The organism is Micromonospora sp. NPDC049891, assembly GCF_040660295.1.
In the GTDB taxonomy this organism is placed as follows: Bacteria; Actinomycetota; Actinomycetes; order Mycobacteriales; family Micromonosporaceae; genus Micromonospora.
The window spans coordinates 414263-439658 of sequence record NZ_JBFAML010000002.1; the positions used below are offsets into that span (position 1 = coordinate 414263).

A 25396-nucleotide genomic window follows, 5' to 3' on the forward strand; every position below is an offset into this window, starting at 1 on the left:
CCATGACGAACAACCCCTCGACGTTGTACCGCGCCGGTGTGCTGCACTGCCCGGCGGATCCGTCCGCGACCGCGTTGCTGGTCCGTGACGGGCGGATCGTGTGGCTGGGTTCGGATGCTGACGCTCCGTCGGCCGACCGGGTGGTGGAGCTGGACGGTGCGTTGGTGACGCCGGCTTTCGTGGACGCGCATGTGCATGTCAGCGACACGGGGTTGGTGTTGTCCGGGCTGGATCTGTCCGGGGTGCGGTCGGCTGGTGAGCTGTTGGACGCGGTGTCGGCGTACGCGGCGGGTCTGCCGGCGGACGCGGCGGTGCTGGGGCACGGGTGGGACGAGTCGACGTGGCCGGTGGCGCAGCCGCCGTCGGCCGGGCAGCTGGGGCGGGCGGCGGACGGCCGGCGGGTGTATCTGTCGCAGGCGTCGATCCATTCGGCGTTGGTGTCGTCGGCGTTGCTGGCGGCGTGTCCGGAGGCGGCGGCCGCGCCGGGGTACGACGAGTCGGGTTGGCTGCGTCGTGACGCGCACCATGTGGTGCGGGCGGTGGCGCGGGCGTCGGTGACGCGGGCGCAGCGGGTGGCTGCGCAGCGGGTGGCGTTGGGGTATGCGGCGTCGGTGGGGATCGCTGCGGTGCACGAGTGTGGCGGGCCGGAAATTTCCGACGAGGAGGATTTCACCGGGCTGTTGGCGATCTCCGGTGCGGGGGTGCCGGAGGTGTACGGGTACTGGGGTGAGTTGGGTGGTGCGGCTCGGGCGCGGGAGTTGGGTGCGGTCGGTGCCGGTGGTGATCTGTTCGCTGATGGTGCGTTGGGTTCGCGTACGGCGCACCTGTCGCAGCCGTACGCCGATGGTGACGGGTGTGGTCACGGTTATCTGAGCGCGGACCAGGTTCGTGATCATTTGTTGGATTGTGCGGCGCACGGGATGCAGGGCGGGTTCCACGCGATCGGTGACGCGGCGGTGTCGACGGTGCTTGAGGGGTTCGCGGCGGCGGCGCGGCGGGTTGGTACGGATCGGTTGCGGGCGGCGCGGCACCGGGTGGAGCACGCGGAGATCGTGGATCGGCGGCTGATCGCCGGGTTCGTGGAGTACGGGGTGGTGGCGTCGATGCAGCCGGCGTTCGACCGGTTGTGGGGTGGCGCGGGCCGGATGTACGAGACGCGGTTGGGGTTGGCGCGGTCGTTGGCGTCGAATCCGATGGGTGCGATGCACGGGGTCGGGGTGGCGTTGGCGTTCGGTTCGGATTCGCCGGTGACGCCGTTGGATCCGTGGGGTTCGGTGCGGGCTGCGGTGGCGCATCACAACCCGGTGCAGCGGATGAGTGTGCGGGCTGCGTTCGCGGCGCACACCCGGGGTGGCTGGCGGGCGGTGCATCTGGACAGCGAGGGGGTGCTGGCGTTGGGTGCGCCGGCGACGTTCGCGGTGTGGTCCACGCCGGCCGGGGTGGAGCGGGGGTTGCCGGTGTTGCAGGCGGAGGATCCGGAGGCGCGTGGTGCGGATGATCCGACGCCGTTGCCGGTGTGTCGGCGCACGGTGTTGCGCGGCGAGGTGATCTATGAGGAAGGGTCCGCGTGACTGGGAAGCTTGACCTGGATCCGGTGCTGGTGGCGCGGGCGCGGGAGTTGGCGCGGCGGGCCGGGCGGCCGGTGGTGGAGTTGGCGCGTGGTCACACCACGGTGTCGGTGGAGCGGGCGGTGCTGCGGCTGGCCGGGGTGTCCGGTGCCGATCCGGACGGTATTCCGTGGGTGAACCGTCTGGTGGAGGCGGTGGTGGCGGATGTCGGGTTGGGTCACGGGGTGGCGCTGCCGGTGTTCGACGCCCTGGTGCGGGAGCAGAGCACCGATGTGACGTTGCTGGCGCAGAAGGCGGCGGCGGGGTCGGTGCGGTTCCAGGTGCCGTCGGGTCGGGCGGCGACGGTGGCGCGGCGGGCGGCGCGGCGGGCGGCGCGGCGGGCGGTCGGTGCCGGGATCCGGCGCATCGATCGGCGGCGGGCTGAGCGGGACCGGCTGGTGAAACGGTTCGGGGATCCGAAGCAGCGGCCGTGGATCTACCTGATCGTGGCGACGGGGGACATCTACGAGGACATTCCGCAGGCGCAGGCGGCGGCGCGGGCTGGTGCTGATGTGATCGCGGTGATCCGGTCGACGGGGCAGTCGCTGTTGGACTATGTGCCGGAGGGTGCGACGCGGGAGGGGTTCGCCGGCACGTACGCGACGCAGGAGAACTTCCGGTTGATGCGGGCGGCGTTGGACGTGTCGTCGAAGGAGCTGGGTCGGTATGTGCGGCTGACGAACTACGCGTCGGGGTTGTGCATGCCGGAGATGGCGGCGCTTGCCGGTCTTGAGCGGCTGGACATGATGCTCAACGATTCGATGTACGGGATTCTGTTCCGGGACATCAATCCGGTGCGGACGTTCGTGGATCAGCGGTTCTCGCGGCAGGTGCACGCGCGGGCGGGGATCATCATCAACACCGGTGAGGACAATTACCTGACCACTGCGGATGCGGTGGATGAAGCGCACACGGTGACGGTGTCGCAGTTGCTCAACGAGTATTTCGCGCATGAGGCGGGGTTGGCGGACTGGCAGTTGGGGTTGGGGCACGCCTTCGAGATCAACCCTGAGGTGCCGGAGTCGCTGCGGTTGGAGTTGGCGCACGCGTTGTTGGCGCGGGAGTTGTTTCCGGATGCGCCGTTGAAGTGGATGCCGCCGACGAAGCACATGACCGGGGATGTGTTCCGGGGGAATCTGCTTGATGGTTTCTTCAATCTGGTTGGTGCGCTGACCGGGCAGGGGATTCTGCTGGTGGGGATGATGACGGAGGCGGTGGTGACGCCGTGGTTGTCGGACCGGGACATCGCGTTGCAGAACGTGCGGTACGTGTTGGGTGCGGCGGGCGGGTTGGCTGAGGATTTCGTGCCGGCGCCGGGTGGGTTCATTCAGCAGCGGGCGAACCGGGTGCTGGGTGAGGCGGTGGATCTGTTGGAGCGGATCGGGGATCAGTCGTTGTTGACGGCGATCGCCGAGGGCACGTTCGGGATCATGAAGCGACCGGCGGATCGGGGTAAGGGTCTGGACGGGGTGGCGCGGCACGAGGTGGATTACTACAACCCGGCGACGGAGATTCTGGAGCAGCCGGCATGACGGGCGGCAGTGTCGTGCGGCCGTACGGGGACACCACTGGTGACGGCATGGTGCAGGTGTCGTTCACGTTGCCGGTGCCGCATGACAAGCGGGCCGAGGGTGCGGCGGTGCAGTTGGCGAACAAGATGGGTATGGACCCGGCTTTGTTGGTGCACGCGAAGCCGATCGGTGACGGGTTCACGTTTTTCGTGGTGTACGGGCGGGTGAACCATCTGGTTGACCTGTCGGCGGTGCGGGTGGTGGAGCGGGACTTTCCGTTGCTCAGTGCCAAGGAGGTCAACGCGGTCGTCAAGCGGCGGTTGCGGCGGAAGTTGTCGGTGGTGGGGGCGTGTATCGGCACGGACGCGCACACGGTGGGCATCGACGCGATCCTCAATGTGAAGGGCATCGCGGGGGAGAAGGGCCTGGAGTACTACCGGGAGTTGTCGGTGACGAACCTGGGTGCGCAGGTCAGTGTGCCGGAGTTGGTGGAGGCGGCGCGGGTGGCGCGGGCCGATGCGGTGCTGGTGTCGCAGGTGGTGACGCAGCGGGACGCGCATCTGCACAACACGCGGGAGATGTCGGCGGCGTTCCGGGAGGCGATGCCGGCGGGTCGACGACCGTTGTTGATCGTGGGTGGGCCGCGGTTCGACGAGTCGCAGGCCGTGGAGTTGGGGGTGGATCGGATCTTCGGTCGGGGTACGACCCCGGGTGAGGTGGCGTCCTACCTGGTCCACGCGTTGATCACGGGTAGGAAGGCGAGTGTGGCATGACTGACCGGCGGTTGGGTGTGACGGTGACGCATCGGCGGTATGTGCCGTACGCGCATGCGCACTACGCGGGTGATCTCGTCGACGGGGCGTACGCGTTGGGTCTGTTCGGGGATGTGGCCACCGAGGTGTGTATCCGGACCGACGGTGACGAGGGGCTGTTCGCCTCGTATTCGGATGTGCAGTTCAAGGCGCCGATGCGGGCCGGTGACGTGCTGGAGGTGGTGGCGACGGTGACCCGGGTGGGTTCCCGTAGTCGCACCATCGACTTCGAGGCCCGGGTGGTGTGTCGGGGTCGGCCGGATCGGGGTGCGTCGGCGGCGGAGGTGTTGGCGGAGCCGTTGGTGGCGGTGACGGCGACCGGCACGGTGGTCGTGCCCGCTGCGGCGTGAACGTCGCGGTCTGCGCCGACGTCGGTTCGACGTACACGAAGGTCGCGGTGGTCGACCTGGCCGGTGGTGGGTTGGTGTCGGTGGCGGCGGTGCCCACCACTGTGGGTTCGGATGTGCTGCACGGGCTGGACGCGGCGGTGGGTGCGGCGGGCGCCGGGCTCGGCTCGGGTGAGGTGCCGTGGTTCGTGTGTTCGTCGGCCGGTGGTGGGTTGCGGCTGGCGGTGATCGGCTATGAGCCGTTGGTGACCGCGCAGGCGGGTCGGCGGGTGGGCCTGTCGGCGGGGGCGGACGTGGTGCACGTGGCGGCCGGGCGGCTGGGTCGGGCGGAGTTGACGGCGTTGCGGGCGGCCCGCCCGGACGTGGTGCTGCTGGTGGGTGGCACCGACGGCGGGGACGCCGAGACGTTGACGCACAATGCGACGCGGCTGGCGCGGGCCCGCTGGCGGGTGCCTGTGGTGTTGGCGGGGAACGTCGACGTCCGGGACGACCTGCGCGGGCTGTTGGTCGGGGCGGGGGTGCCGGTGACGGTGGCCGACAACGTGCTGCCGCGCATCGGGGTGTTGGCGCCGGTGTCGGCGCGGGCGGCGATCCGGCAGGTGTTCCTGCGGCATGTCATCGGTGGCAAGGGGTTGTCGCGGGGTGGCCGGTTCACTCGGCTGGTGCGGGCGGCGACGCCGGACGCGGTGCTGTCGGGGGTGGAGGTGCTCGCCGACGTGGCCGGTGGTGACCTGGTGGTGGTCGACGTGGGTGGCGCGACCACTGATGTGTACTCGGTGCTGACTCCGGACGAGCGGGCCAGTGGGCCGGGTCGGGAGGTGGCCGGTGAGTTGTGGCGGGCTCGGACGGTCGAGGGTGACCTGGGTGTGCGGTGGAGCGCCCCCGGGGTGGTGCGGGCGGCTGTCGAGGAGCGGCTGCTCGCGGTGGGGGAGGGTGACGGGTTGGCGGCTGATGCCGCGGTGCGGGCCGCTGATCCCGGGTTCCTGCCGGCCGATGCCGCCGGGCGGGCCGTCGACGCGCGGATCGCGGTGTTGGCGGCGACTGTGGCGTTGCGGCGGCACGCCCGTGGGGTGGGCACCGGTGAGCGGGCGGGCCGGGACCTGCGGGACGTGCGGTTGCTGATCGGTTCCGGTGGGGTGTTGCGGCACGCCCCGGACAACGAGGCGGCCGGGGTGCTGGACGCGGTGTTGTCCGACCATGCTGGTGGGTGGGCGTTGCCGCGGGCGGCCCGGCCGGTGGTGGACACCGACTATGTGCTGGCCGCGGCGGGGTTGCTCGCCGAGGAGCATCCGGTGGCGGCTCGGGCGCTGCTGCGGCCGCTGTTGGGTTGACCAGGGTGGACGGCTGCTGTCGGCGGCCGCCCCAGGTGGTGGCCCGGGGCGCCGCCACCTGTGGCGGTCGCCACGACACGCCGGGGATGCGGCGACGACTCGTCGGGGGTGGGTTGACAAGGGCGGGGGTGGGCCACGTACCGTCTTTGAGTCCTACCACGGGAAGCGGCTGTTGTTCGCTTCGTCCCTTCGTCCGCTGGCCGAGCGACACGGTGCATGTTCAGTCGCGGCGGCCAGGTCCAGCGGGCGGGGGTCGGCGGGGCGGCGCGAACCGGCCGCGGTTACCGGTGTACGGGCAGGGTGGGGTGCACGGCCAGTAGACAACGGCCAGGCGAGGACAGCCAGTCATCGTCCGGTCGGTCCGAAGGTCGGCGTGCCACATTCCGCCGCACCGGCCGGGAGGGGCCTGGGAGCATCGGGGCGCGGCGTATGCCGCGCCCCGACTTCGTTGGGTGGCGCGGTGGTTTCAGGTGGTGCCGCTGGCGGGTCGGGCCCGTACGTGCAGGCGTTCGCCCTGCGGGCCGAAGAGGTTGAGCACCTCGGTGGGGCCGGGGCCGGGGTTGGTGACGCAGTGCGGCACCCGGGTGTCGAACTCGGCGACCTCGCCGGGCGCGAGGAGCAGGTCGTGTTCGCCGAGGCGCAGTCGTAGCTGACCGGAGAGCACGTACAGCCATTCGTAGCCTTCGTGGGACTGTGGCTGCGGGTCGGCGGGGGTGTGTGGGGGCAGGATCTGTTTGAACGCCTGCAGGCCGCCGGGGCGGCGGGTCAGCGGCAGGAATGTCATGCCGTGCCGGACGATGGGGCGGGGGCGTACCCGGGGGTCGCCGACGGCGGGCGCGCCGACCAGTTCGTCCAGGGGCACCTGGTGGGCGCGGGCCAGTGGCAGCAGCAGTTCCAGGGTGGGGCGGCGCTGTCCGGATTCGAGCCGGGACAGGGTGCTCACCGAGATGCCGGTGATGTCGGCGAGTTCGTTGAGGGTGGTGCCGCGCTGTTTGCGTAGGGCTCGCAGTCGGGGTCCGACCGCTGCCAGCACCGCCGCCTCCTCGTTTGCCATATCAGCAAGATTACTTGTCGATGTGGCGGTGTTGGTTGCAGGGTGTGAGGCATCACCGACGAGGGGGCGGACATGGACGACAGGTATGACGTGGTGGTGGTCGGCGGCGGGGCCGCCGGGTTGGCGGGGGCGCTGGCGTTGGCCCGGGCGCGGCGCAGTGTGCTGGTGGTGGACGCGGGGGAGCCGCGTAACGCCCCGGCTGGTGGGGTGCACAACTATCTGGGGCGGGAGGGCACCCCGCCGGGGGAGCTGGTGGCCGTGGGCCGGGCGGAGGTCACCGCGTACGGCGGGCAGGTCGTGGCCGGGCGGGTCGACGCGGTCACCCGTGACGACAGTGGCTTCGTGGTCACCGTCGACGGTGGGCGTGCGGTGCGGGCCCGACGGTTGCTGGTCACCACCGGGCTGGTCGACGAGTTGCCCGAGGTGCCCGGGTTGACCGAGCGGTGGGGGCGCGACGTGCTGCACTGCCCGTACTGCCACGGCTGGGAGGTCCGGGAACAGGTGATCGGGGTGCTGGCCACCGGGCCGCTGGCGGTGCACGCGGCGAAGCTGTGGCGGCAGTGGAGCCCGCATGTGCGGCTGCTGCTGCACGACAGCGCGCCGCCGCAGCCGCAGGAGGCCGAAGAGTTGGCGGCCCGTGGCGTCGCCGTGGTGCCCGGGCGGGTCGTCGGGGTGGAGACCGCCGGGGACCGGCTGGCCGGGGTGCGGCTGGACTCCGGGGAACTGGTGGAACTTGACGCGGTGGTGGTGGCCTCCCGGATGACGGCCCGCTCGGCGCTGCTGGAGTCGCTCGGGTTGACCCCGGTCGACGTGGAGCATTCCGGGCACCTCATCGGCAGGCGGATCCCGGCCGACGCCAACGGCGCCACCGACGTGCCGGGGGTGTGGGTGGCCGGCAACGTGACCGACGTGACCGGTCAGGTGATCCGGGCCGCCGGAGCCGGCCTCACCGCCGGGGCGATGATCAACATGGATCTGGTGGAGGAGGACACCCGCGACGCGGTGGCCGAGCACCGGCGGCAGCGGGAAACCATGTTCACCGAGGCGGCGTGGGAGGAACGCTACCGGTCCAAGCCGGCGGTGTGGAGCGGTCGACCCAATCCGCAGCTGGTCACCGAGGTGACCGAGCTGGCTCCCGGTCGGGCGTTGGACGTGGGCAGCGGTGAGGGTGCCGACGCGGTGTGGCTGGCCGAGCGTGGCTGGCAGGTCACCGCGGTGGACATCTCCACGGTCGCGCTGACCCGGGCCGCCGGCCACGCGCAGGCTGCCGGCGCCGAGCTGGCCGCCCGGATCGAGTGGACCCACGCCGACCTGCTCACGTGGTCACCGGCACCCGGTGCGTACGACCTGGTGTCGGCGCAGTTCATGCACCTGCCGCCGCAGCCTCGGCGGGAGGTGTTCGCCCGGCTGGCCGACGCGGTCGCCCCCGGCGGCCGGCTGCTGATCGTCGGGCATCACCCACGGGACCTGCGGACCAGCGCCCGCCGGATGCACTACCCGGAGATGATGTACACCGCCGAGCAGGTCGCCGCGGAGCTGGACCCGGCGCGTTTCGAGGTGCTGACCGCGCAGGCCCGGCCCCGGACGGTGACCGACCCGGACGGACGCGACATCGTCGTGCACGACGCCGTCCTGCTGGCCCGCCGCCGGTGACGGTCGTGGGCACCTCGCCTGGGGCCGCTCGGCGACCGGCGGCCGGGCGCCCGGTCACGGCGGCCGGGTAGCCTTCGGCGCGTGATCGCGTCCGACCCGCCCGTGACGACCGTGGACCGCGCCGCCGCGTCCACCCCGCCGCCACCCGCCCGGGTGCCGGTGGGCCCCGTGCGCCTGCCGGTGGCCGTCGCCATGGCGGTGGCCGCCGGCCTGGCGCTGCTGCTGGCCTTCCCGCCGTACGGCTGGTGGCCGCTGGCGCCGGTCGGGGTGGCCCTGCTGGCCGCCGCGACCCACCGGCGCCGGCTGCGGGCCGGCGCCGGTCTGGGTTTCCTGACCGGTCTGACCCTGTTCGCGCCGCTGCTGGCCTGGACGAACCTGCACACCGGCTACCTGCCGTGGGTGCTGCTGTCGTTGTTGCAGGCCGGCTACCTGGCGGTGCTGGGGGTGGCCACGGCCTGGGTGTCGCCGCTGGCCGACCGGTTTCCGGCGGTGTGGCCGGCGCTGACCGGTGTGCTGTGGGTGGGACAGGAGGCGCTGCGCGACCGGACGCCGTTCGGCGGGTTCCCGTGGGGGCGGCTGGCGTTCGGTCAGGACGCGTCGCCGCTGCTGCGGCTGGCCGCGGTGGGTGGCGCACCGCTCGTGACGTTCGCGGTGGCGTTGGCCGGTGGGCTGCTGGTCGCCGGGGTCTGGTGGACGGTGCGGGCCCGCCGCGCCGCCGGCGGTACCCGATGGTGGGCGCCCGCGGCGGGCTGCCTGGCGGCGGTGCTGCTGCTGCTCGCCGGTGGGCTGCTGGTGCCGGTGGCCACGACCCGTGACACGGCGAGCGTGACAGTGGCGATCGTGCAGGGCAACGTGCCGCGGCTCGGGTTGGACTTCAACGCCCAGCGGCAGGCCGTGCTCGACAACCACGTCGACGCCACCATCGCGCTGGCCGGCGAGGTCGCCGCCGGCACCCGGCCCCGACCGGATCTGGTGGTGTGGCCGGAGAACTCCAGTGACATCGACCCGCTGCGCAACGCCTCGGCGGGGGCGCGGATCTCCGCCGCCGCGGACGCCGTGGGTGTGCCGATCCTGGTCGGTGCGGTGCTGTTCGGCCCGGAGCGGGGGCAGGTGCGCAACGCGGGACTGCTGTGGCGTCCGGGCAGCGGACCTGACCTGGAGCAGCTGTACATCAAGCGTCATCCGGTGCCGTTCGCCGAGTACGTGCCGCTGCGCCGGATCGCCCGGATGGTCAGCGACCAGGTCGACCGGGTACGGGCCGATTTCGTGGCCGGCACCGAGCCGGGGGTGGTCGACAGCGGGCCGGTGGTGCTCGGGGACGTGATCTGCTTCGAGGTGGCCTACGACGGGCTGGTCCGCGACACCGTCGTCGGTGGGGCGCAGCTGCTTGTGGTGCAGACCAACAACGCCACCTTCGACGAGGCCGAGGCGCGTCAGCAGTTGGCCATGGTGCGGTTGCGGGCGGTCGAGCACGGCCGTGCGGCGTTGATGGCGTCCACGGTCGGGGTGTCCGGGTTCGTCTCCCCGGACGGGCGGGTAAGCGACGCCACCGGGTTCAACACCCGCGCGGTCGTGGTTCGGCAGCTGCGACTGACCGAGGGACGCACGCTGGCCACCCGGGTCGGGGTGCTGCCGGAGGTGGTGCTGGCCGGGCTGGCGGTGGCCGCGCTGGCCGGCGCGGCGGTGCTGCGGCGCCGGCGGGACGGCTGATCCGCACAGGTGGCCGCCCACCCGGGGTGAAGGGGGCAGCGGTGATACGCGGAACCGACATCCGTCCGGTGATGACCGGGGTGCCCGGCGTGGGTCGGGTGCTGGTGGTCATCCCCACCTACAACGAGGCCGACAACGTGACAGCGATCGTGCGGCGGGTGCGTGAGGCCGCGCCGCAGGTGGAGATTCTCGTCGCCGACGACAACAGTCCCGACGGCACGGGCGTGATCGCCGAGGGCATCGCCCGGGCCGACCAGCGGGTGCACGTGCTGCACCGGGAGGGCAAGCAGGGGCTCGGTGCGGCGTACCTGGCGGGGTTCGCGTGGGCACGGCGGCGTGGTTTCGACGCGGTGGTGGAGATGGACGCCGACGGCTCCCACGCCCCGGAGGACCTGCCGGCGTTGCTGGCGGCGGCCCGGGACGCCGACGTGGTGATCGGGTCGCGGTGGACCCGGGGTGCCCGGGTGGTCAACTGGCCGCTGCGGCGGCTGCTGTTGTCGCGGTGCGGCAACCTGTACGCGCGGCTGGCGTTGGGTATGCCGGTCGCTGACGCCACCGGCGGCTACCGGGTGTACCGGTCCGGGGTGCTGGACGCCCTGGACCTGGACTCGGTGTGCTCGCAGGGGTACTCGTTCCAGGTGGAGCTGTCCCGGCTGGCCCACCGGGCCGGGGCGCGGATCGTGGAGGTGCCGATCACCTTCGCCGAACGGGAACGTGGCGCCAGCAAGATGAGTCCGCTGATCGTCGTCGAGGCGTTGTGGCGCATCACCGGCTGGGCGGTACGCGACAGGCGTACGGCGGTGCGGCGTGGGCTGTCCGGCGCCACGGCCGGACAGGCGCGCTGGCCCTGAGGGTGTGTTCGAGGAGCCGTGCCGTACTGCGCCTGGGACACGGTTCGCTACGGGCGAGCCTCCTCAAACCCGCCCTGAGCGGCGGCGTGTCATGCTGGACGGACGGGACGGCTGCGCCGCCGGGCGGGCCGAGACGACGAGGCGCCGTGAGGCGGATGGGGTGATATGCGCCGAGCAATGAGGTTCGTGCCGTTGGCTCTGCTGGTGTCCGTGGCCGTGGAAATCGCCGTCTTCGTGCTGGTGGGCCGGGCGCTGGGGTTCGGTGCGGCGACGCTGCTGGTGTTCGCGGCCTCGCTGCTGGGTCTGGTGCTGCTGCGCCGGGAGGGCGTGCGGGCGTGGCGGGGTTTCCGGGAGGCGGCGCAGTCGCGCCGGCCGCCCGGCCGGCAGGTGACCGACGGGCTGGTGGGGCTGCTCGGCGCGCTGCTGCTGGCGACCCCCGGCCTGGTCAGCGGCCTGGTGGGGTTGCTGCTGCTGGTGCCGCCGATGCGGCGGTTGATCCGTGGTGGGCTGCAACGGGTCGCGGAGCGCCGGGTGTCGTCGATGACCGCCGGTGACCTGTTCGGGCCCCGTCGGGTGCGGGTGTACCGGGGCGGGGCGCAGCAACCGGCGCAGACTGCGCCGCCGCAGGCCGCGACCACGCCGCCGACGTCCGCCTCCCCGGCCCGTCCGGCGGCGGCCGTCGAGGGCGAAGCCATCGAGGGCGAGATCGTGGAGCCGCGCTAGCGTACGCGCAACGGTGCCCCCGGGAATGTGTCCCGGGGGCACCGTTGACGTATCGGTCAGGCGCGACCGCGACGGGTGCGGACCTCCTGCAGCCGCTCGGCGAGGATGTCCTCCAGTTCGGCGATCGAACGCCGCTCCAGCAGCATGTCCCAGTGGGTACGCGGCGGCTTGGCCTTCTTCTGCTCCGGCTCGTTGCCGTCGACAAGTCGGGCCACACTGCCGTCGAACTTGCACTCCCAGGTGGTCGGCACCTCGGCGTCGACGGCGAACGGCACCTCGAACTGGTGACCCTTGGCGCACAGGTACTCGCGGGTCTGCCGCGGCGCGAGCTCCGTGTTGCGGTCGGATTCGTAGCTGACCGCGCCCAGCCGGCTACCGCGCAGCATACGCTCGCCCATGATCGACTTCCCCTCTTCGGTGGTGCAGGTCCTATCGGTGTAACGGTCCGTCTCCGCCGGGCCATTCCCACTCCCGCGCCTCGACGCCCCGTAGACCCGGGTGCGCAGTCAAGGGTAGCCGGCCATGACGTACGCCCGGCGGGGGTCGTCCCGGCCGGGTCGTCTCGGCGGACCGTCGCCGCCAGCGGGAATGGTAACCGGCCCGGACCGTCACGCGGCGCCACAGCGGGTTGACGCGCCGGGCCGGTACCCGTTGGTGTTCGCGACCCGCCCAGCGCGGCCCACCCAGCGCGGCCCACCCAGGCGGCCCGCCCCGGGCAGCCCGCTCAGCCGGTCCGCGGTGTCGGTGGCAGCGGCAGCGGCAGCCCCGGCAGGCCGTCGATGCTGGTGGCGATGTCGTCCTTGCCGGTGAAGTAGGCGTCCAGCGAGGCGTCGTCCTCCCGGGCGAAACGGCGGGCGTGCAGGTCCCGGTCGGTGTCGTAGGTCATCAGCGGCACCGCGTAGCCGCAGGTGTCGCGGATCAGCCGGGCGTGCACCACGATGATCGCCCGGAGGCCGTGCTGGGTGGTGTCGATGTCCGCGAAACGCGCCAGCAGGTCGGGAAAGCGGGGATCGTCACGGAACACCGGCTCGCCCCGGCCGTGCACCCGCACGATGTTCGGCGGCCCGGAGAAGGCGCACCACATCAGGGTGATCCGGCCGTTCTCCCGCAGATGGGCGATGGTCTCGGCGTTGCTGCCGGCGAAGTCCAGATAGGCCACGGTCTGCTCGTCGAGCACCGTCAGGCACCCCCGTAGACCTTTCGGCGACAGATTGACCGTGCCGTCGCCGGCCAGCGGCGCGGTCGCGGTGAAGAACATCGGCTGCGCCTCGATGAAGTCCCGCAGCCGCCCCGCAATACGTTCATGCGTCTTACCCATACCGCCATCCTTGCTCACCCGCGCACCCCGATCATGCAGTTGTGGCACCCCTGGTAATGGTCCAATCCGGACACATCGGGTGCCACAACTGCATGATCGGGGTGCGCCGGGCAGGTCAGCGGGTGGGGCGGGTGAGGGCGGTGGCCAGGTCGGCGACCTTGGCGGCCAGCTGCGCCACCCGCTCGCGGGCGTCGTCGCGGTCGGCCTCGACCGCGCGCAGGCGTACCGTCAGCTCGGTCACCTGGTTCTCAGCGGCGCGCAGCGTCGCCCGGAGGCCGGCCAACTCGTCGCCCAGCCGGTCGGCGCGGGCGGTGACCACGGCCTGCTGCTCGCCGGCCTGCCGGGCCTGCGCCCGGGCCCGTTCTCGGTCGGCGTCGGCCTGCGCCCGCGCCTGCTCCGCCCGTTCGGCGTCGGCGCGGGCCGCCACCGCGTCCGCCCGGGCCTGCTCGGCCACCGTGCGAGCCTGCTCGACCTCGGCCCGGACCTGTTCGAGCTCCGCGCGGGCGCGCTCAGCCTCGGCGTCGGCGCGCTCGGCGGTGGCCCGCGCCTGATCCAACTCGCCCCGCAGCCGGTCGGCCGCGGCGACCGCCGTCGCGGTGGCGCCCACGGCCTGCTCGACCTCGGCGCGGGCGGCGTCGCGTTCTTCGAGCAGGTCACCGCTGCGACGGCGTTCGGTGGCCAGGTCGGCGCGGAGCGAGGCCACCTGGCTGCGGGCGGCGTCCCGGTCGGCCTCGGCCTGCGCCCGCAGCGCCTGCGCGGCCGCAGCCTCCCGACGAGCCTCGTCCCGCGCCGCCTCCGCGTCCCGGGCCCGGTGCGCGGCGGAGACCGCCTGCTCGGTGGCGCGGGCGGCCTCGTCGCGGGCGGCGTCCCGGTCGACGGTCGCCGCCTGAGCCTGCCGGCGCTGCCGCTCGGCGTGCGCCGCGGCGTCCTCGGCGGCCCGCAACGCCTCGTCGCGTTCGGTCTGCGCCGCCGCGATCTCCCCGGCGGTTTCCGCACGCAACTGCGACAGCTGCCGTTGCACCCCGGCCGGGGACAGTTCGGCGTGCAGCGCCTCGGTCAGCGTCGCCACGATCTGGTCGAGCCGGTCCACGGCCTCCCAGGTCCGGGCCACCTGCCCGGGCAGGCCCGGCGCGTTGCGGTGACGCATCCGGCTGTTACGGGAGGCCCGTTGGCAGGCACCGTCGTTGTCCCGGCAGTACCGGAACGGACGGCCCGCGCCGGCCCGCTGCGGAACGTCGCGCCCGCAGTGGGCGCAGGGCCGGATGTCGGCGGCGGAAGTCGACTGAGCGTCCATCGAACGGGCAGTCTAGTGCGCCGCCCCGCGACGGCGGCGAGGTCGGGAGCCTAGCGGGGGAACGACACCTCGATCGGCTCGCCGAAGGTCACCTGTCGGACGGTCTCGCCGTACGGGCTGCGGATCCGCAGGCGTTGGGCGACCGCCGAGACCAGCCGGGCCCGCACCGAGCCGGGCCGCCAGGTCAACTCCTCGACGGTGACCCGCCCGGGGCAGCTCACCCCGCGCAGTGTCCCGCGCGGCACCCCCGGCAGCGGTGCCGGCAGCAGCCGCAGCCGACCGGGCCGCCCCTGCACCAGCGACTCGATGAGCACCGCCGGCAGGGCGTGCGCGGCGTCGGCGTTGTAGGTGACCCGACCCGGGTTGTGCGCGCTCATCAGCGACCGGAAGAACATGTCCTGGCCGACGATCTTGAGTATGTTCGCCTCGACCAGCGGACCGTCGTGCAGCCGGGCGGCGGCCAGGGCCCGGTGCAGGCTGCCGTGCGCGGACAGGTTCTCGTCGCCACGGCGACGCAGCGCCCGGTGCGCGGCGGCGGCCAGCTCCGGAGTGTCCTCGGGGTTGATCTCGGTCAGCGGCCACACCGGATACAGATGACTGACGTGGCGGTGGTCCTCGTCAGCCCGGTAGCCCGGCCAGGCCCACTCGGTCAACGCCCCGTCGGCGTCGACCCGGTACGGCGGCAGCCGCGCCGCCAGCTGCGTCCACCGCTGCTCGCCGGTCAGGACGGCGGCCACGGTGAACGCGTGCCGCGCCGCGGCGATGTCCATCGTGGCGTTGACCGCCACGTGCACGGCCGTGCCCGCCGCGTCCAGCGGCCCGGTCTCCGCCGAGTACGACGGCACGAACCCCCACCGCCCGTCACCTGCGGTGGTGGTCAGCACGTCAGCGAAGAACTCGGCCACCTCCACCAGCCAACCGGCCACCTCACCCAGCGGCTCCCCGGTGACCAGGTGCCGTTCGTAGAGCGGGAACAGCAGCCAGTGCGCGCCCGGCAGCCACGCCGCGAACGGCCAGTCCGGATGCATGTGGAACAGGTGGCCGTGCTCGCCGTCGGTGCGGCTGGGCGCCAGCAGCCCGCGCGCCCCGTAGATCGCGCGGGCGTTGCGGCGCCAGTGCCCGACCTGGGCCCGGACCAGCCGGGCGTGCGCTGCGGTGACCTCCGGCAGGGCGGCCACGTTCGCCGAGGCCAGTTGGAGGTTCAGGTTCGCGTCGGTGGTGAAGTCACCGGCCCACGCCGCGTCCCACGAACCGAGCCACAACCCGGTCAGCCGGGGCGGCAGCACGCCGCTGGCGCTCAGCAGCAGGTAACGGCCGGCGTGGAACAGCCGCTCCAGCAGGGCCGTGTCCAGCGTGTGCGGGTCGGCGGCCTGCCGGGCCAGCAGCTCACCGACGGGCAGCTCCCGCTGCGCCGCCGGCACCGCCAGGTCCAGCTCGACCCGCCGGTACGCCGGTGTGTGCCGGGCCGTGTGTCGGGCGAGCAGGTCACCGTAGCGGGCGTCCCGGTGACCGGTCAGCCGGCGTACCAGCGCCCCGGTACGCCACCGGGCCTGCGGGCGGTCGAGCACCGTCAGCAGCAGGGCGGGCCCGTCGACGCGCACCACGTCCCCGTCGACCTCGACCGCGCCGCGCAGCAGGGTCAGACCCTCGAAACCGTACGCGGCGCCGGCTGTCGGATAGCGGGCCCGCACCCGCAGGAAGACCAGCCCGTCGTGGCGGTACGCCGACACCGCGTAGCGCAACCCGGCGGGACGCCCGGGCAGGTCACCTGTCACGCCGACCCGGCATGCCCCCATGTCCAGCCGGGTGACCACCAGCCGGTCGGTACGCGAGACGAACGAACGCCGGTCACCGCCGGCCCACCGCACCACGACCTCACCGGTGTCGAAGTCGGTGTACCGGCGGTAGTCGCCCACCGGTGCGTCGTCGGCGTCGACGGTCAGGGCGAAGCCGGGATGGAACGACTGCGTCCAGCGCAGTACACCGTCACCGGCCAGCAGCCGGCTGGCCTCAGCCCGCCGGTCGGCCAGGATCAACCGCCGGATCCGGGGCAGCAGAGCGGCCAGGTGCGGGGGCCGGGCGTCGTGGGTGCCGTTGGGCAGCACGAACCGGTGATGGTTGACCACGACGCGTTCGGCGTACGGCTCGCCGTGCACCATGATCCCGTACTCGCCGTTGCCGGCGAGCAGAGCGTCAGGCCAGCCGACCGCCGGTGCGGTGTCCCAGACCCGGTGAACCGGACCGGTCACCGGGCCGCCGCCCGACCGTCGTACGCCGCCGGGGCGCCGGTCGCGGCAGCCGTGCTGTCCCGCACGGTCAGCCGGGGTTCCAGCAACGTCACCTGCGGTGTCGGCTCGTCGTGCACCTTCCGCATGAGCAGCGACACCGCCTGTCGACCGATCTCCTCGGCGGGTACCGGCACCGATGTCAGGCGTGGGCTGGCGTGCTCGGCGAACTGGTCCGGGCAGACCGCCACCACCGACACGTCATCCGGTACGCGTCGGCCCAGCGCGGCCAGCGCCGCCTGCACCGGCCCCACCGCCGCCTCGTTCTGCACCACCAGACCGGACAGCTCGGGCTGCCGGGCGAACAGCTCGACCACCCGGCTGTGCACCTGCGCGGCGTTCTCCTCACAGGGCAGCGTCACCGCCTCGACGCCGTGCCGGGCCGCCGCCTCGACCACACCCGCCCGGGTGCGGTGGGCGAACCCGGTGCCCCGGTCGTAGACGGCGGCCGGGGCACCGAGCAGCGCGATGCGGCGGTGCCCCAGCCCCGCCAGATGGTCCACGCAGACCTGACCGGCCCGGTGGAAGTCAAGGTCCACACAGGTCAACCCGGCGGTGTCGGCGGGCAGCCCGATCAGCACGCTGGGCCGACCCAGCTCGCGCAGCAGCGGCACCCGCACGTCGTGCAGTTCCACGTCCATCACCAGCACCCCGTCGACCAGGGCGCCCGCGGCGATGCGGTGCAATCCCTGCGGGCCCTCGTCGGAGGTCAGCAGCAGCACGTCGTGGTCGTGGCGGCGGGCGGCGGTCACCACCGCCGTGGCGAACTGCATCACCACCGGCACCTGGATGCCCGACCGCAGCGGCAGCACCAGCGCGATGACGTTGGCGCGTCGGCTGGCCAGCGCCCGCGCGCCGGCGTTCGGGTGGTAGCCCAGCAGCCGGACGCTGGCCAGCACCCGGTTGCGGGTCAGTTCGGAGATGGCCCGCTTGCCACTGAGCACGTACGACACGGTGCTCACCGCGACACCGGCGTGCCGGGCCACGTCGGCGATTGTGGGCTGACCGGACGGCAACCGGCCGCGCCCGCTCACCGGACCCCGCTCGTGGCGTGCGGACGGGTCGGCCGCGTGAGCGGCTCACCGCGTACGGCCACGGCGCCGACCAGCCGGACGTCGGTCGCGGAACGCCCGACCAGCACGGTGTGGGTGGCGTCCTCCACCACGGCGGTGCCCCGGTCGGCGTCCCACCAGCTCAACTCGGCGCCGCGCAGCCGCAGCGTGACGGTGCGCCGTTCACCGGGGGCCAGGACGATCCGGGCGAAGTCCCGCAGTTGCCGCAGCGGCTGCTTCACCCGGGAGCGCCGTTGCCGGGTGTAGAGCTGCACCACCTCCACGCCGGGACGGTCGCTGGTGTTGGTGACGTCCACGTTCACCTCGACCTCCTCGTCGACGCTCATCGACGTGGCGCTCAGCCGCAGGTCACGGTAGTCGAAGTCGGCGTAGGACAGCCCGTGCCCGAACGGGTACAACGGCTCACCCCGGTAGTACAGGTAGGTGGAGTCAGCGCCGATCACGTCGTAGTCGAGCAGGTCGGGCAGGTCAGCGGTGTCGGCGTACCAGGTCTGGGTGAGCCGGCCGCCGGGCTCGGCCTCGCCGAGGAGCACCTCGGCGAGGGCGTGGCCGTGTTCCTGCCCGCCGTGCGCCGACCAGAGCACCGCCGGCAGATGCTCCTGCGCCCACCCCAGGGCGTACGGGTAGCTGCTGGTGACCACCAGCACGGTGCGCGGGTTGGCGGCGTGCACGGCCCGCAGCATCGCCTCCTGCCGGGCCGGCAGGGACAGGTCGAGGCGGTCCTCGGTCTCCCGTCCGTTGACCATCGGGTGGTTGCCCACCGTCACCACCGCCACGTCGGCAGCGGCGGCGAGCTCGGCGGCCCGCGCCGCACCGTCGGTGACCACGTCGATCTCGAAGGGGGTGCCGGCCTGCCGGCCGGCGCCGTCGACCCGCAGCCGGCCCTCCTGGTCGACGGTGACGTACCGGTCGGTGGCCAGGTGGCGCAGCAGCACGGTGCCGCCGGGCAGCGGGTCGAACTGGAAGGTCTCCCGGACCACCCAGCCGCCCGGACCGGACCTGTCGTTCACCAGCGCGCCGTCGTCGTCGACGCCGACGTGACGGCCGTTACCGACGGCCCGCAACGCCACCGTGTCCCGACCCCAGTCGAACACGTCGAACCAGGCGGCGTCGACGCCCAGGCGAAGCGGTCCACCGTCGGCCTCGTCGGGGCACCCCACCTGACGGTCACCCACCCGCAGCGCGATCCGGTCGGTGCCCGGGTGGGTGATGACCTCCGGCAGCCGCTGCGCCAACCCCTGACAGGTGCTTATCGCGTACGGCAGGGTGCCGCTGTACCAGTCGGTGTGCACGACGTCGGCGAGGGGACCGAGCACGGCGATCCGCAGCCCGGGTGCCAGCGGCAGCAACCCGCTGTTGCGCAGCAGCACGATGGACTGTCGGGCGGACTCCCGGGCCAGGTTCCGGTGCGCCGGACAGTCGATCACCTCCGGGCCTGTCGCGGCGTACGGGTCGGTGTGCGGCGGATCGAGGTCGCCCAGCCGCAGCCGGATGGTGAGCGCCCGACGGACCGCCCGGTCCACGTCGGACACGGTGATCAGTCCCCGGTCCAGGGCCTCGGTCAGGTGTCGGCGGGTGGGCGCGCTGTCGGCGTCGTCCTCGGTGAAGCTGTCGATCCCGGCGCGCAGCGCCGCGGCGAATCCGCTGACGTGGTCGGGCAGGTGGCCCTGCACCCCGGCGATGTTGCTCACCGCACCCGCGTCGCCGACGACAAGCACCTCGCCGGGTGCCCACCGGCGCAGTTCACTGTCGATGAGCGGGCTCAGGTGGGCCGGTACCCCGTCGACCAGGTTGTAGGCGGCCATCGCGGCGACCGCCGCGTCGGCGGCGAGGGGGGCACGGAACGCCGGCAGTTCGTACTCGTGCAGCACCCGGGGCGGCAGGTCGCTGGAGGTGGTGGCCCGGTCGGTCTCGTTGTTGTAGCCGAGGAAGTGCTTGACCGTGGGGGCGGTACGCAGCCGCTCGGGATGCCCGCCGCGCAGACCCTGGGCGTAGGCGGTGGCGAGTCGGCCGGTCAGCCACGGGTCCTCCGACCAGCCTTCCTCGTTGCGTCCCCAGCGCGGGTCGCGCAGCGGGTTGACCACCGGGGCCCACACGTTGAGGCCGACCCGCTGCGGGTCGGCGTGGTGCTTGGCGCGCACCTCGTCGCCGACGGCGTCGCCGACGGCGCGTACCAGGTCGGGATTCCAACTGCTGGCCAGTCCGATGGCCTGGGGGAAGACGGTCGCCGGGCCGAGCCAGGCGACGCCGTGCAGCGCCTCGGTGCCGGTGCGGAAGCCGGGCAGGCCGAGCCGGGGAACGGGGGCCTGCCACTGGTGCAGCAGCCCGATCTTCTCCGGCAGGGTGAGCCGGGCCAGCAGGTCGTCGACCCGGTCCCGGGCTGGGGGCGTGGTGCGGTCGGTCATGGTGGATCGCCTTCCAGTGCCCGGCGCCGGAGGTCGAAGCGCTTCGACGGCGGATGGCCGAGCGGCCTCGCAGGTCATGGTGGGGTGACGGTCGTCGGCCCGGACGCTGGCGAAGCGCTTCGACAAACCGTGGAAAGCAAGCCGCCCCGGGTGCCCGTGCGGAGCGGCTCGCTTCGAGGTTGGCACCCTCGGCGGGTCGGGTCAAGACTCCGACCGGTCGAGCGGGCATCGACCGCTCACGTTGCCCACCGGTCAGCGGACGGGTAGCCGCCCGGCTTCGACGGTGGCCAGGGCGGCGGTGGCGCCGCCGAGCGCGGCAGCGGTGTCCAGGATGGAGGCCTCCAACCGACACCCGCCGGCACCCGGGGCGTGGGCCCGGGCGGCCAGCTCCGACCGGGCCGCCGGCAGCAGCCACGGCGCCAGGGTGGCGAAATGGTCGCCGAGCACGACCGTTTCCGGGTTGAGCAGGTCGGCCAGGACGGCGACGCCGCGACCGAGGTGCCGGCCGGTCTCGGCCAGACCGGTGCGCACGCCGGGGTCGTCCTGCCGGGCCAGCGCCACGATCCGGGTCAGTTCCGGCAGGAAGTCGACGACCGGACCGTCGGCCTCGGTGTCGGGCAGCAGCCGGCGTACCACGGCGGGTAGGCCGACCAGGGCGGTCAGGCAACCGCGGTTGCCGCAGGCGCAGGACGGCCCGGCCGGGTCCAGCGAGAGGTGCCCGATGTCGCCGGCGAAGCCGCGCCCGCCGCGCAGCAGCCGTCCGGCGGCGATGATGCCGGCACCGACGGTCAGCCCGCCGGTCAGGTGCACCAGGTCGGTGGTGCCCGCATACCCGCCGTGCCGCTGCTCGGCGAGGGCGGCGAGGTTGGCGACGCTGTCGACCCCGATGCCGAACTCCGGGTCCCGCAGGGTGGCGCGCAGCTCCGCGGCGACCGGCACGTCACGCCAGCCCAGGGCGCTGGCCAGCGGTACCGCGCCGGACGGGTCGACAAGTCCGGGCACGCCGACGGTGAGGCCCAGCACGGTGCGGCCCTGCGCGGTGACCCGCCCGACCGCCCGCCGGGCGAGCGCGGTCAGGGCGCGCAGCGTCTCGGTGGGGGAGACGGTGCTGGCGGCGAAGGCCCGCCGCCAGGTCAGCAGCCGGTTGCCGCCGAGGTCGATGGCGACGGCCACCAGCTCGTCGGCGCCGATCTGCAGGCCCAGGGCGGCGTACGGCTCACCGTCGAGCACCAGCATCGTGGCGGGCCGGCCGACCCGGTTCTCGGTGAGCCCGGTCTCCCGGACCAGCCGCTGATCGATCAGCTCGGTCACCAGGCTGGAGACGGTGGCCTTGTTCAGGCCGGTGCGGGCGGCGATGTCGGCACGGGAGCAGGGGGCGTGCAGACGTACGTGCCGCAGCACCACCGCCCGGTTGGCGACGCGTACGTCACCGAGGTCGGTCGGCTGCGGTTCGTTGTGGATGCTGATCACGATCTGCCCGCTCCCTGCGCCGTGTGTCGCGGCGCGCGTCCATCATCGCGTACCGCGCTGGCGGGACCGACCAGGCCGCCCGCGCTGTCTTGTGGGACGGATTACCGTCGATTAGTTTGTTCGGCTAGAACCCCAACTAATCCTAGCCGGAGACCCCCGCTCCGCAAACCGTTATCGACGACGAAGGGAGTGCGCCGTGAAGCCTTCCCTGCCGAGCGCATCCACCGACCGACGGACCATGCTGCGGCTGCTCGGCCTCGGCGCCGCCGCGACCGTGGGCGGCGGCGCCCTGGCCGGTTGCAGCAAGGAAGCCGGGAGCCAGGGCAGCGCCACCAACGCCGACGCCATCAAGGCGGTGCTGCCCACCTACCAGCGGGCCGAGCTGCTCAAGCCGGACATCCCCGGCGAGGGCCCGATCCCGGACGGTTACCTCAGCTACCCGCGCGAACTCGTCGACGCGGTCACCGAGCCGCCCGGCCGGGGTGGCCCACCGATCCAGACGATGAGCCCGTGGTGGGGCCCGACCCCGCCGCCGCTGGGCCGCAACGCCTACCTGGGCGCGGTGAACGGCAAGCTCGGCGTGGAGGTCAACCCGAGCCTGCAGGACGGCCTGACCTACGCCGACAAACTCAACGCCATGCTCGGCGCCCGCGACGTGCCGGAGCTGCTGTCCGCGCCGAACTGGGAGGTGGACAAGGTCGCCCGGTTCTCCGACGCGGTCAAGGCGTTGTTCACCGACCTGACCGACCACCTCCAGGGCGACAACGCGGCGAAGTACCCGTACCTGGCGGCGCTGCCCAGCGGCGCCTGGGAGTACTCGGTCTGGGGCGGGCGGCTCTACGCCGTGCCGTTCCCCACCGACGGTCCGTTCGCGTGGGCCATGTTCTACCGCAAGGATCTGCTCGGTGCCGCCGGGCTGGCCGCCCCCACCAGCCCCGACGAGCTGTACGAGTTCGGTAAGAAGGCCACCGACCCGGCCAAGGGCGTGTGGGCCTTCGGCAGCGTCTTCGAGATGATCCAGCAGTACTTCGGCTGCCACCAGACCTGGCGCAAGAAGCCCGACGGCGGTCTGCAGCACAAGTTCGAGGACCCGGCGTTCGAGGCGGCGCTGGCGTTCACCGCCCGGCTGTTCGCCGAGGGCCTGGTGCACCCGGACACGGTGTCCAGCAAGGGCGCCGACGAGAAGCAGCTGTTCAACTCCGGCAAGATCCTGATGTACCGCGACGGCCTCGGTGCCTGGCAGGGCATGCAGAGCGAACGGGCCAAGGAGCTGCCCACCTTCGACATGCAGCCGCTGCCGGTCTTCGGCGCGCAGGGCGCCCAGCCGGTCATCTGGGGCAGTGAGAAGCCGATCTTCTACACCTTCCTCAAGAAGGACCTGCCCGCCGAGCGGGTCGACGAGATGCTGCGGGTGCTCAACTGGTGTGCCGCCCCGTTCGGCAGCCGGGAGTTCGAGCTGCGTGAGTACGGTGTCGAGGGACAGCACTTCACCCGGGGCGCCGACGGCACGCCGACGCTCACCGAGCTGGGCCGTAAGGAACTCGGCGCGCAGTACACCCACATCGGCGGTCGGGTGCCGGTCAAGGTGCGCAGCGGCGACACCCCGAACTACGTGCAGGACTACATCGGGTACTACCGCAACCACATCGGCCAGATGGAGCAGGACCTGTTCGCCGGGATCAAGCTGGAACTGCCGGCGAACTGGTCGAAAATCATCCAGCCGACCGACGACAAGCTCCGCGACATCCTGCGCGGCCGTCGCCCGGTCAGCGACCTGGCCCAGGTACGCAAGGAGTTCCTCGACACCGGCGGCGAGGAGGGCCGCGCGTTCCACGAGAAGGCGCTCGCCGACAACGGCCGATGAGCGGGCAGCTGAGCATGCCGCCGACCGGTGCCGGGGTGCGGCCGTGAGCGCCCCCGGCACCGTCGGCACGCGACCATCCGCCGGGCGTACGCCGTCACCGCGGCGTCCCCGGCGGGGTGGGCGGCGCAGCCTGCGGGTCCGGTTGCGCCGCGACTGGCCGCTGCTGGCGATGGCCGCACCGGCGGCGGTGCTACTGCTGGTCTTCCACTACCTGCCCACGCTGGGCAACATCATCGCCTTCCAGGACTACAACCCGTTCGTCGGCGACGACCCGCTCGACGCGTTCCTCAACAGCGAGTGGATCGGCTTCGGCAACTTCGAGGCCCTCTTCCGCGACCCGCTGTTCTGGGACGCGGTCCGCAACACGCTGAGCATCACCGCCTTCCAGCTGGTGTTCTTCTTCCCGCTGCCGATCCTGCTGGCGCTCATCCTCAACAGCGTCGTCTCCGGGCGGCTGCGCGGCTTCGTGCAGAGTGTCGTCTACCTGCCGCACTTCTTCAGCTGGGTGCTGGTGGTGACGTTCTTCGTGCAGATGTTCGGCGGGGCCGGACTGCTGGCTCAGGAGATGCGCCAGGCCGGCCTGGAGCCCTGGGGGATCATGACCAACCCGGACACGTTCATCGTGCTGGTCACCGCCGAGGCGGTCTGGAAGGACCTGGGGTGGGGCGCGATCGTCTTCCTGGCCGCGCTGTCCGCGATCGACCAGAACCTGTACGAGGCGGCGGCGGCCGACGGGGCCGGCCGGTGGCGGCGGTTGTGGCACATCACCCTGCCCGGTCTGCGTCCGGTGATCGTGCTGCTGCTCATCATGCGGCTCGGCGACGCGCTCTCGGTCGGGTTCGAGCAGTTCATCCTGCAACGGGAGGCGGTCGGTCGGGAGGCCGCCGAGGTGCTCGACACGTTCGTCTACTACCAGGCGATCAGTACCCAGCAGTGGGGGCTCGGTGCCGCGGCGGGCCTGTTCAAGGCGGTGGTCGGACTGGTGCTGATCCTCACCGCGAACAAGATCGCGCATCGGCTCGGCGAGCAGGGGGTGTACGCGAAATCATGACCGCACAGCTCAGTGGTGCCGGGCCGGTGCCCGCGGCACCGACCACGGCGGGGCCACCCGCGCCACCGCCGCGGCGACGCCACCCCGGTCGTCCGGTGTGGGCAGGTCGCCCCTCGACGTCCCTGACCATCGGCAAGGGGGTCGTGCTCACCCTGCTGGTCGCGGCGGTGCTGGTGCCGCTCTGGGCGGTGTTGGTCACCAGCCTCGCCTCACGGGGCACCATCGACGACGCGGGCGGCATGGTGATGATCCCCCGGGAGATCGACCCGTCCGCGTACATCACCATCTTCAGCGGCGGCGACGTCACCCGGGCGGTGTGGATCAGCACCCTGGTCACCGTGCTCGGCACCACGGTCAGCCTGGTGCTGACCGTGCTGGCCGCGTACGGGCTGTCCCGGCCGGGCTCGGTGGCCCACCGTGGGCTGCTGTTCTACTTCCTGCTGACGTTCCTGATCTTCCCGGGGCTGGTGCCGAGCTACCTGGTGGTGACCGGGCTGGGACTCAAGGACAGCCTCTGGTCGCTGATCCTGCCCAGCGCGATAAGCGTGTTCAACCTGGTGGTGATCCGTGCGTTCTTCATGAACGTGCCGGCCGAGCTGCTCGACAGCGCCCGCATCGACGGTGCGGGGGAGTTACGCATCCTCACCCGGATCGTGCTGCCGCTGTCCAAGGCGGTGATCGCCGTGGTCGGGCTCTTCTACGCGGTCGGTTACTGGAACGTGTACTTCAACGCGGTGCTCTACATCGACTCCAACGACAAGTTCCCGATCCAACGGGTGCTGCAGAGCTACATCCTGGCCGGGCAGTCGCCGAACGTCTCCGGCGCGTCGGTGAGCCTGCCCGGGGTGACGGCGTACCCGCCGACGCTCGCGGTGAAGATGGCCGTGGTGATCGTGACGGTCATCCCGGCGGTGATCATCTACCCGTTCGTGCAGCGTCACTTCACCAAGGGCGTGATCACCGGCGCGGTCAAGGGCTGACCGCCGCACCACGGCCCCGTCCGCGCGGCGCCCGACTCCGTCCAGTCGGGCGCCGCG

Annotated in this window: 20 protein-coding genes; 12 read left to right on the top strand and 8 right to left on the bottom strand. The window is 72.6% G+C overall.

Annotation, left to right across the window (positions count from 1 at the left end; translation table 11 throughout):
• Window positions 1-2: 2 nt before the first annotated feature.
• The 5 genes from AB0I71_RS05180 to AB0I71_RS05200 are packed head-to-tail and all read left to right on the top strand — an operon-like array spanning window position 3 to window position 5608.
• Window positions 3-1571: an amidohydrolase family protein gene (locus AB0I71_RS05180; RefSeq protein ID WP_357581972.1), complete on the top strand. Its 1569-nt coding sequence runs from the start codon at window positions 3-5 to the stop codon at window positions 1569-1571.
• Window positions 1568-3139 (top strand): lysine 5,6-aminomutase subunit alpha, encoded by a 1572-nt coding sequence (locus AB0I71_RS05185; RefSeq protein ID WP_357581973.1) that lies wholly within the window; start codon window positions 1568-1570, stop codon window positions 3137-3139. The genes AB0I71_RS05180 and AB0I71_RS05185 overlap by 4 nt, the downstream gene beginning before the upstream one ends.
• Window positions 3136-3891, top strand: a complete 756-nt coding sequence (locus tag AB0I71_RS05190) for an OAM dimerization domain-containing protein (RefSeq protein ID WP_357581974.1) — start codon at window positions 3136-3138, stop codon at window positions 3889-3891. The genes AB0I71_RS05185 and AB0I71_RS05190 overlap by 4 nt, the downstream gene beginning before the upstream one ends.
• The gene (locus AB0I71_RS05195; RefSeq protein ID WP_357581975.1) at window positions 3888-4280 is read left to right on the top strand and encodes a hotdog domain-containing protein; all 393 of its coding nucleotides are present in this window, start codon (window positions 3888-3890) and stop codon (window positions 4278-4280) included. The genes AB0I71_RS05190 and AB0I71_RS05195 overlap by 4 nt, the downstream gene beginning before the upstream one ends.
• Window positions 4277-5608 (top strand): glutamate mutase L, encoded by a 1332-nt coding sequence (locus tag AB0I71_RS05200; protein WP_357581976.1) that lies wholly within the window; start codon window positions 4277-4279, stop codon window positions 5606-5608. The genes AB0I71_RS05195 and AB0I71_RS05200 overlap by 4 nt, the downstream gene beginning before the upstream one ends.
• 466 nt (window positions 5609-6074) lie before the next feature.
• Here AB0I71_RS05200 and AB0I71_RS05205 read toward each other — a convergent pair whose 3' ends face one another.
• Complete coding sequence (locus tag AB0I71_RS05205; RefSeq protein WP_357581977.1) at window positions 6075-6662, bottom strand: XRE family transcriptional regulator; 588 nt, start codon at window positions 6660-6662, stop codon at window positions 6075-6077.
• A 72-nt stretch (window positions 6663-6734) separates the two neighbouring features.
• Here AB0I71_RS05205 and AB0I71_RS05210 point away from each other — a divergent pair, with 72 nt between their 5' ends.
• From AB0I71_RS05210 to AB0I71_RS05225, 4 genes are all read left to right on the top strand, one after another.
• Window positions 6735-8315, top strand: coding sequence for an FAD-dependent oxidoreductase (locus AB0I71_RS05210; RefSeq protein WP_357581978.1), 1581 nt, complete (start codon window positions 6735-6737; stop codon window positions 8313-8315).
• A 153-nt stretch (window positions 8316-8468) separates the two neighbouring features.
• The gene (gene lnt / locus AB0I71_RS05215; protein ID WP_357582018.1) at window positions 8469-10025 is read left to right on the top strand and encodes an apolipoprotein N-acyltransferase; all 1557 of its coding nucleotides are present in this window, start codon (window positions 8469-8471) and stop codon (window positions 10023-10025) included.
• Window positions 10026-10096: 71 nt separating this feature from the next.
• A complete protein-coding gene (locus tag AB0I71_RS05220) occupies window positions 10097-10876 on the top strand; it encodes a polyprenol monophosphomannose synthase (protein ID WP_357582019.1) in 780 nt (259 codons plus the stop codon).
• 165 nt (window positions 10877-11041) lie between these two features.
• Window positions 11042-11599, top strand: coding sequence for an FxsA family protein (locus AB0I71_RS05225; protein ID WP_357581979.1), 558 nt, complete (start codon window positions 11042-11044; stop codon window positions 11597-11599).
• A gap of 56 nt (window positions 11600-11655) precedes the next feature.
• Here the strand turns inward: AB0I71_RS05225 and AB0I71_RS05230 are convergent, their stop codons facing one another.
• The 7 genes from AB0I71_RS05230 to AB0I71_RS05260 all read right to left on the bottom strand — a co-directional run bounded on the left by AB0I71_RS05230 (window position 11656) and on the right by AB0I71_RS05260 (window position 21444).
• A complete protein-coding gene (locus AB0I71_RS05230; protein ID WP_007460094.1) occupies window positions 11656-11997 on the bottom strand; it encodes an RNA polymerase-binding protein RbpA in 342 nt (113 codons plus the stop codon).
• A gap of 326 nt (window positions 11998-12323) precedes the next feature.
• Window positions 12324-12917, bottom strand: a complete 594-nt coding sequence (locus AB0I71_RS05235) for a pyridoxamine 5'-phosphate oxidase family protein (protein WP_357581980.1) — start codon at window positions 12915-12917, stop codon at window positions 12324-12326.
• 115 nt (window positions 12918-13032) lie between these two features.
• The gene (locus AB0I71_RS05240) at window positions 13033-14211 is read right to left on the bottom strand and encodes a hypothetical protein (RefSeq protein ID WP_357581981.1); all 1179 of its coding nucleotides are present in this window, start codon (window positions 14209-14211) and stop codon (window positions 13033-13035) included.
• Window positions 14212-14261: 50 nt separating this feature from the next.
• Window positions 14262-16460: a glycoside hydrolase N-terminal domain-containing protein gene (locus AB0I71_RS05245; RefSeq protein ID WP_357581982.1), complete on the bottom strand. Its 2199-nt coding sequence runs from the start codon at window positions 16458-16460 to the stop codon at window positions 14262-14264.
• Window positions 16457-17530, bottom strand: a complete 1074-nt coding sequence (locus AB0I71_RS05250) for a LacI family DNA-binding transcriptional regulator (RefSeq protein ID WP_357581983.1) — start codon at window positions 17528-17530, stop codon at window positions 16457-16459. Before AB0I71_RS05250 ends, AB0I71_RS05245 begins: the two co-directional genes overlap by 4 nt.
• Window positions 17527-19974, bottom strand: coding sequence for a glycoside hydrolase family 3 C-terminal domain-containing protein (locus AB0I71_RS05255; RefSeq protein ID WP_357581984.1), 2448 nt, complete (start codon window positions 19972-19974; stop codon window positions 17527-17529). Before AB0I71_RS05255 ends, AB0I71_RS05250 begins: the two co-directional genes overlap by 4 nt.
• Before the next feature lie 252 nt (window positions 19975-20226).
• Window positions 20227-21444, bottom strand: coding sequence for an ROK family transcriptional regulator (locus tag AB0I71_RS05260; protein ID WP_357581985.1), 1218 nt, complete (start codon window positions 21442-21444; stop codon window positions 20227-20229).
• Between the two features lie 196 nt (window positions 21445-21640).
• On the opposite strand from AB0I71_RS05260, the gene AB0I71_RS05265 reads away from it, so the two are divergent.
• From AB0I71_RS05265 to AB0I71_RS05275, 3 genes are read left to right on the top strand one after another with little or no spacing between them, the layout of a single operon-like run.
• Window positions 21641-23308 carry an extracellular solute-binding protein gene (locus AB0I71_RS05265; protein ID WP_357581986.1) on the top strand — a complete coding sequence of 556 codons (1668 nt, stop codon included), beginning with the start codon at window positions 21641-21643 and terminating at the stop codon, window positions 23306-23308.
• Between the two features lie 43 nt (window positions 23309-23351).
• Window positions 23352-24359, top strand: coding sequence for an ABC transporter permease subunit (locus AB0I71_RS05270; protein WP_357581987.1), 1008 nt, complete (start codon window positions 23352-23354; stop codon window positions 24357-24359).
• The gene (locus AB0I71_RS05275; RefSeq protein WP_357581988.1) at window positions 24356-25339 is read left to right on the top strand and encodes a carbohydrate ABC transporter permease; all 984 of its coding nucleotides are present in this window, start codon (window positions 24356-24358) and stop codon (window positions 25337-25339) included. Before AB0I71_RS05270 ends, AB0I71_RS05275 begins: the two co-directional genes overlap by 4 nt.
• Window positions 25340-25396 lie beyond the last annotated feature (57 nt).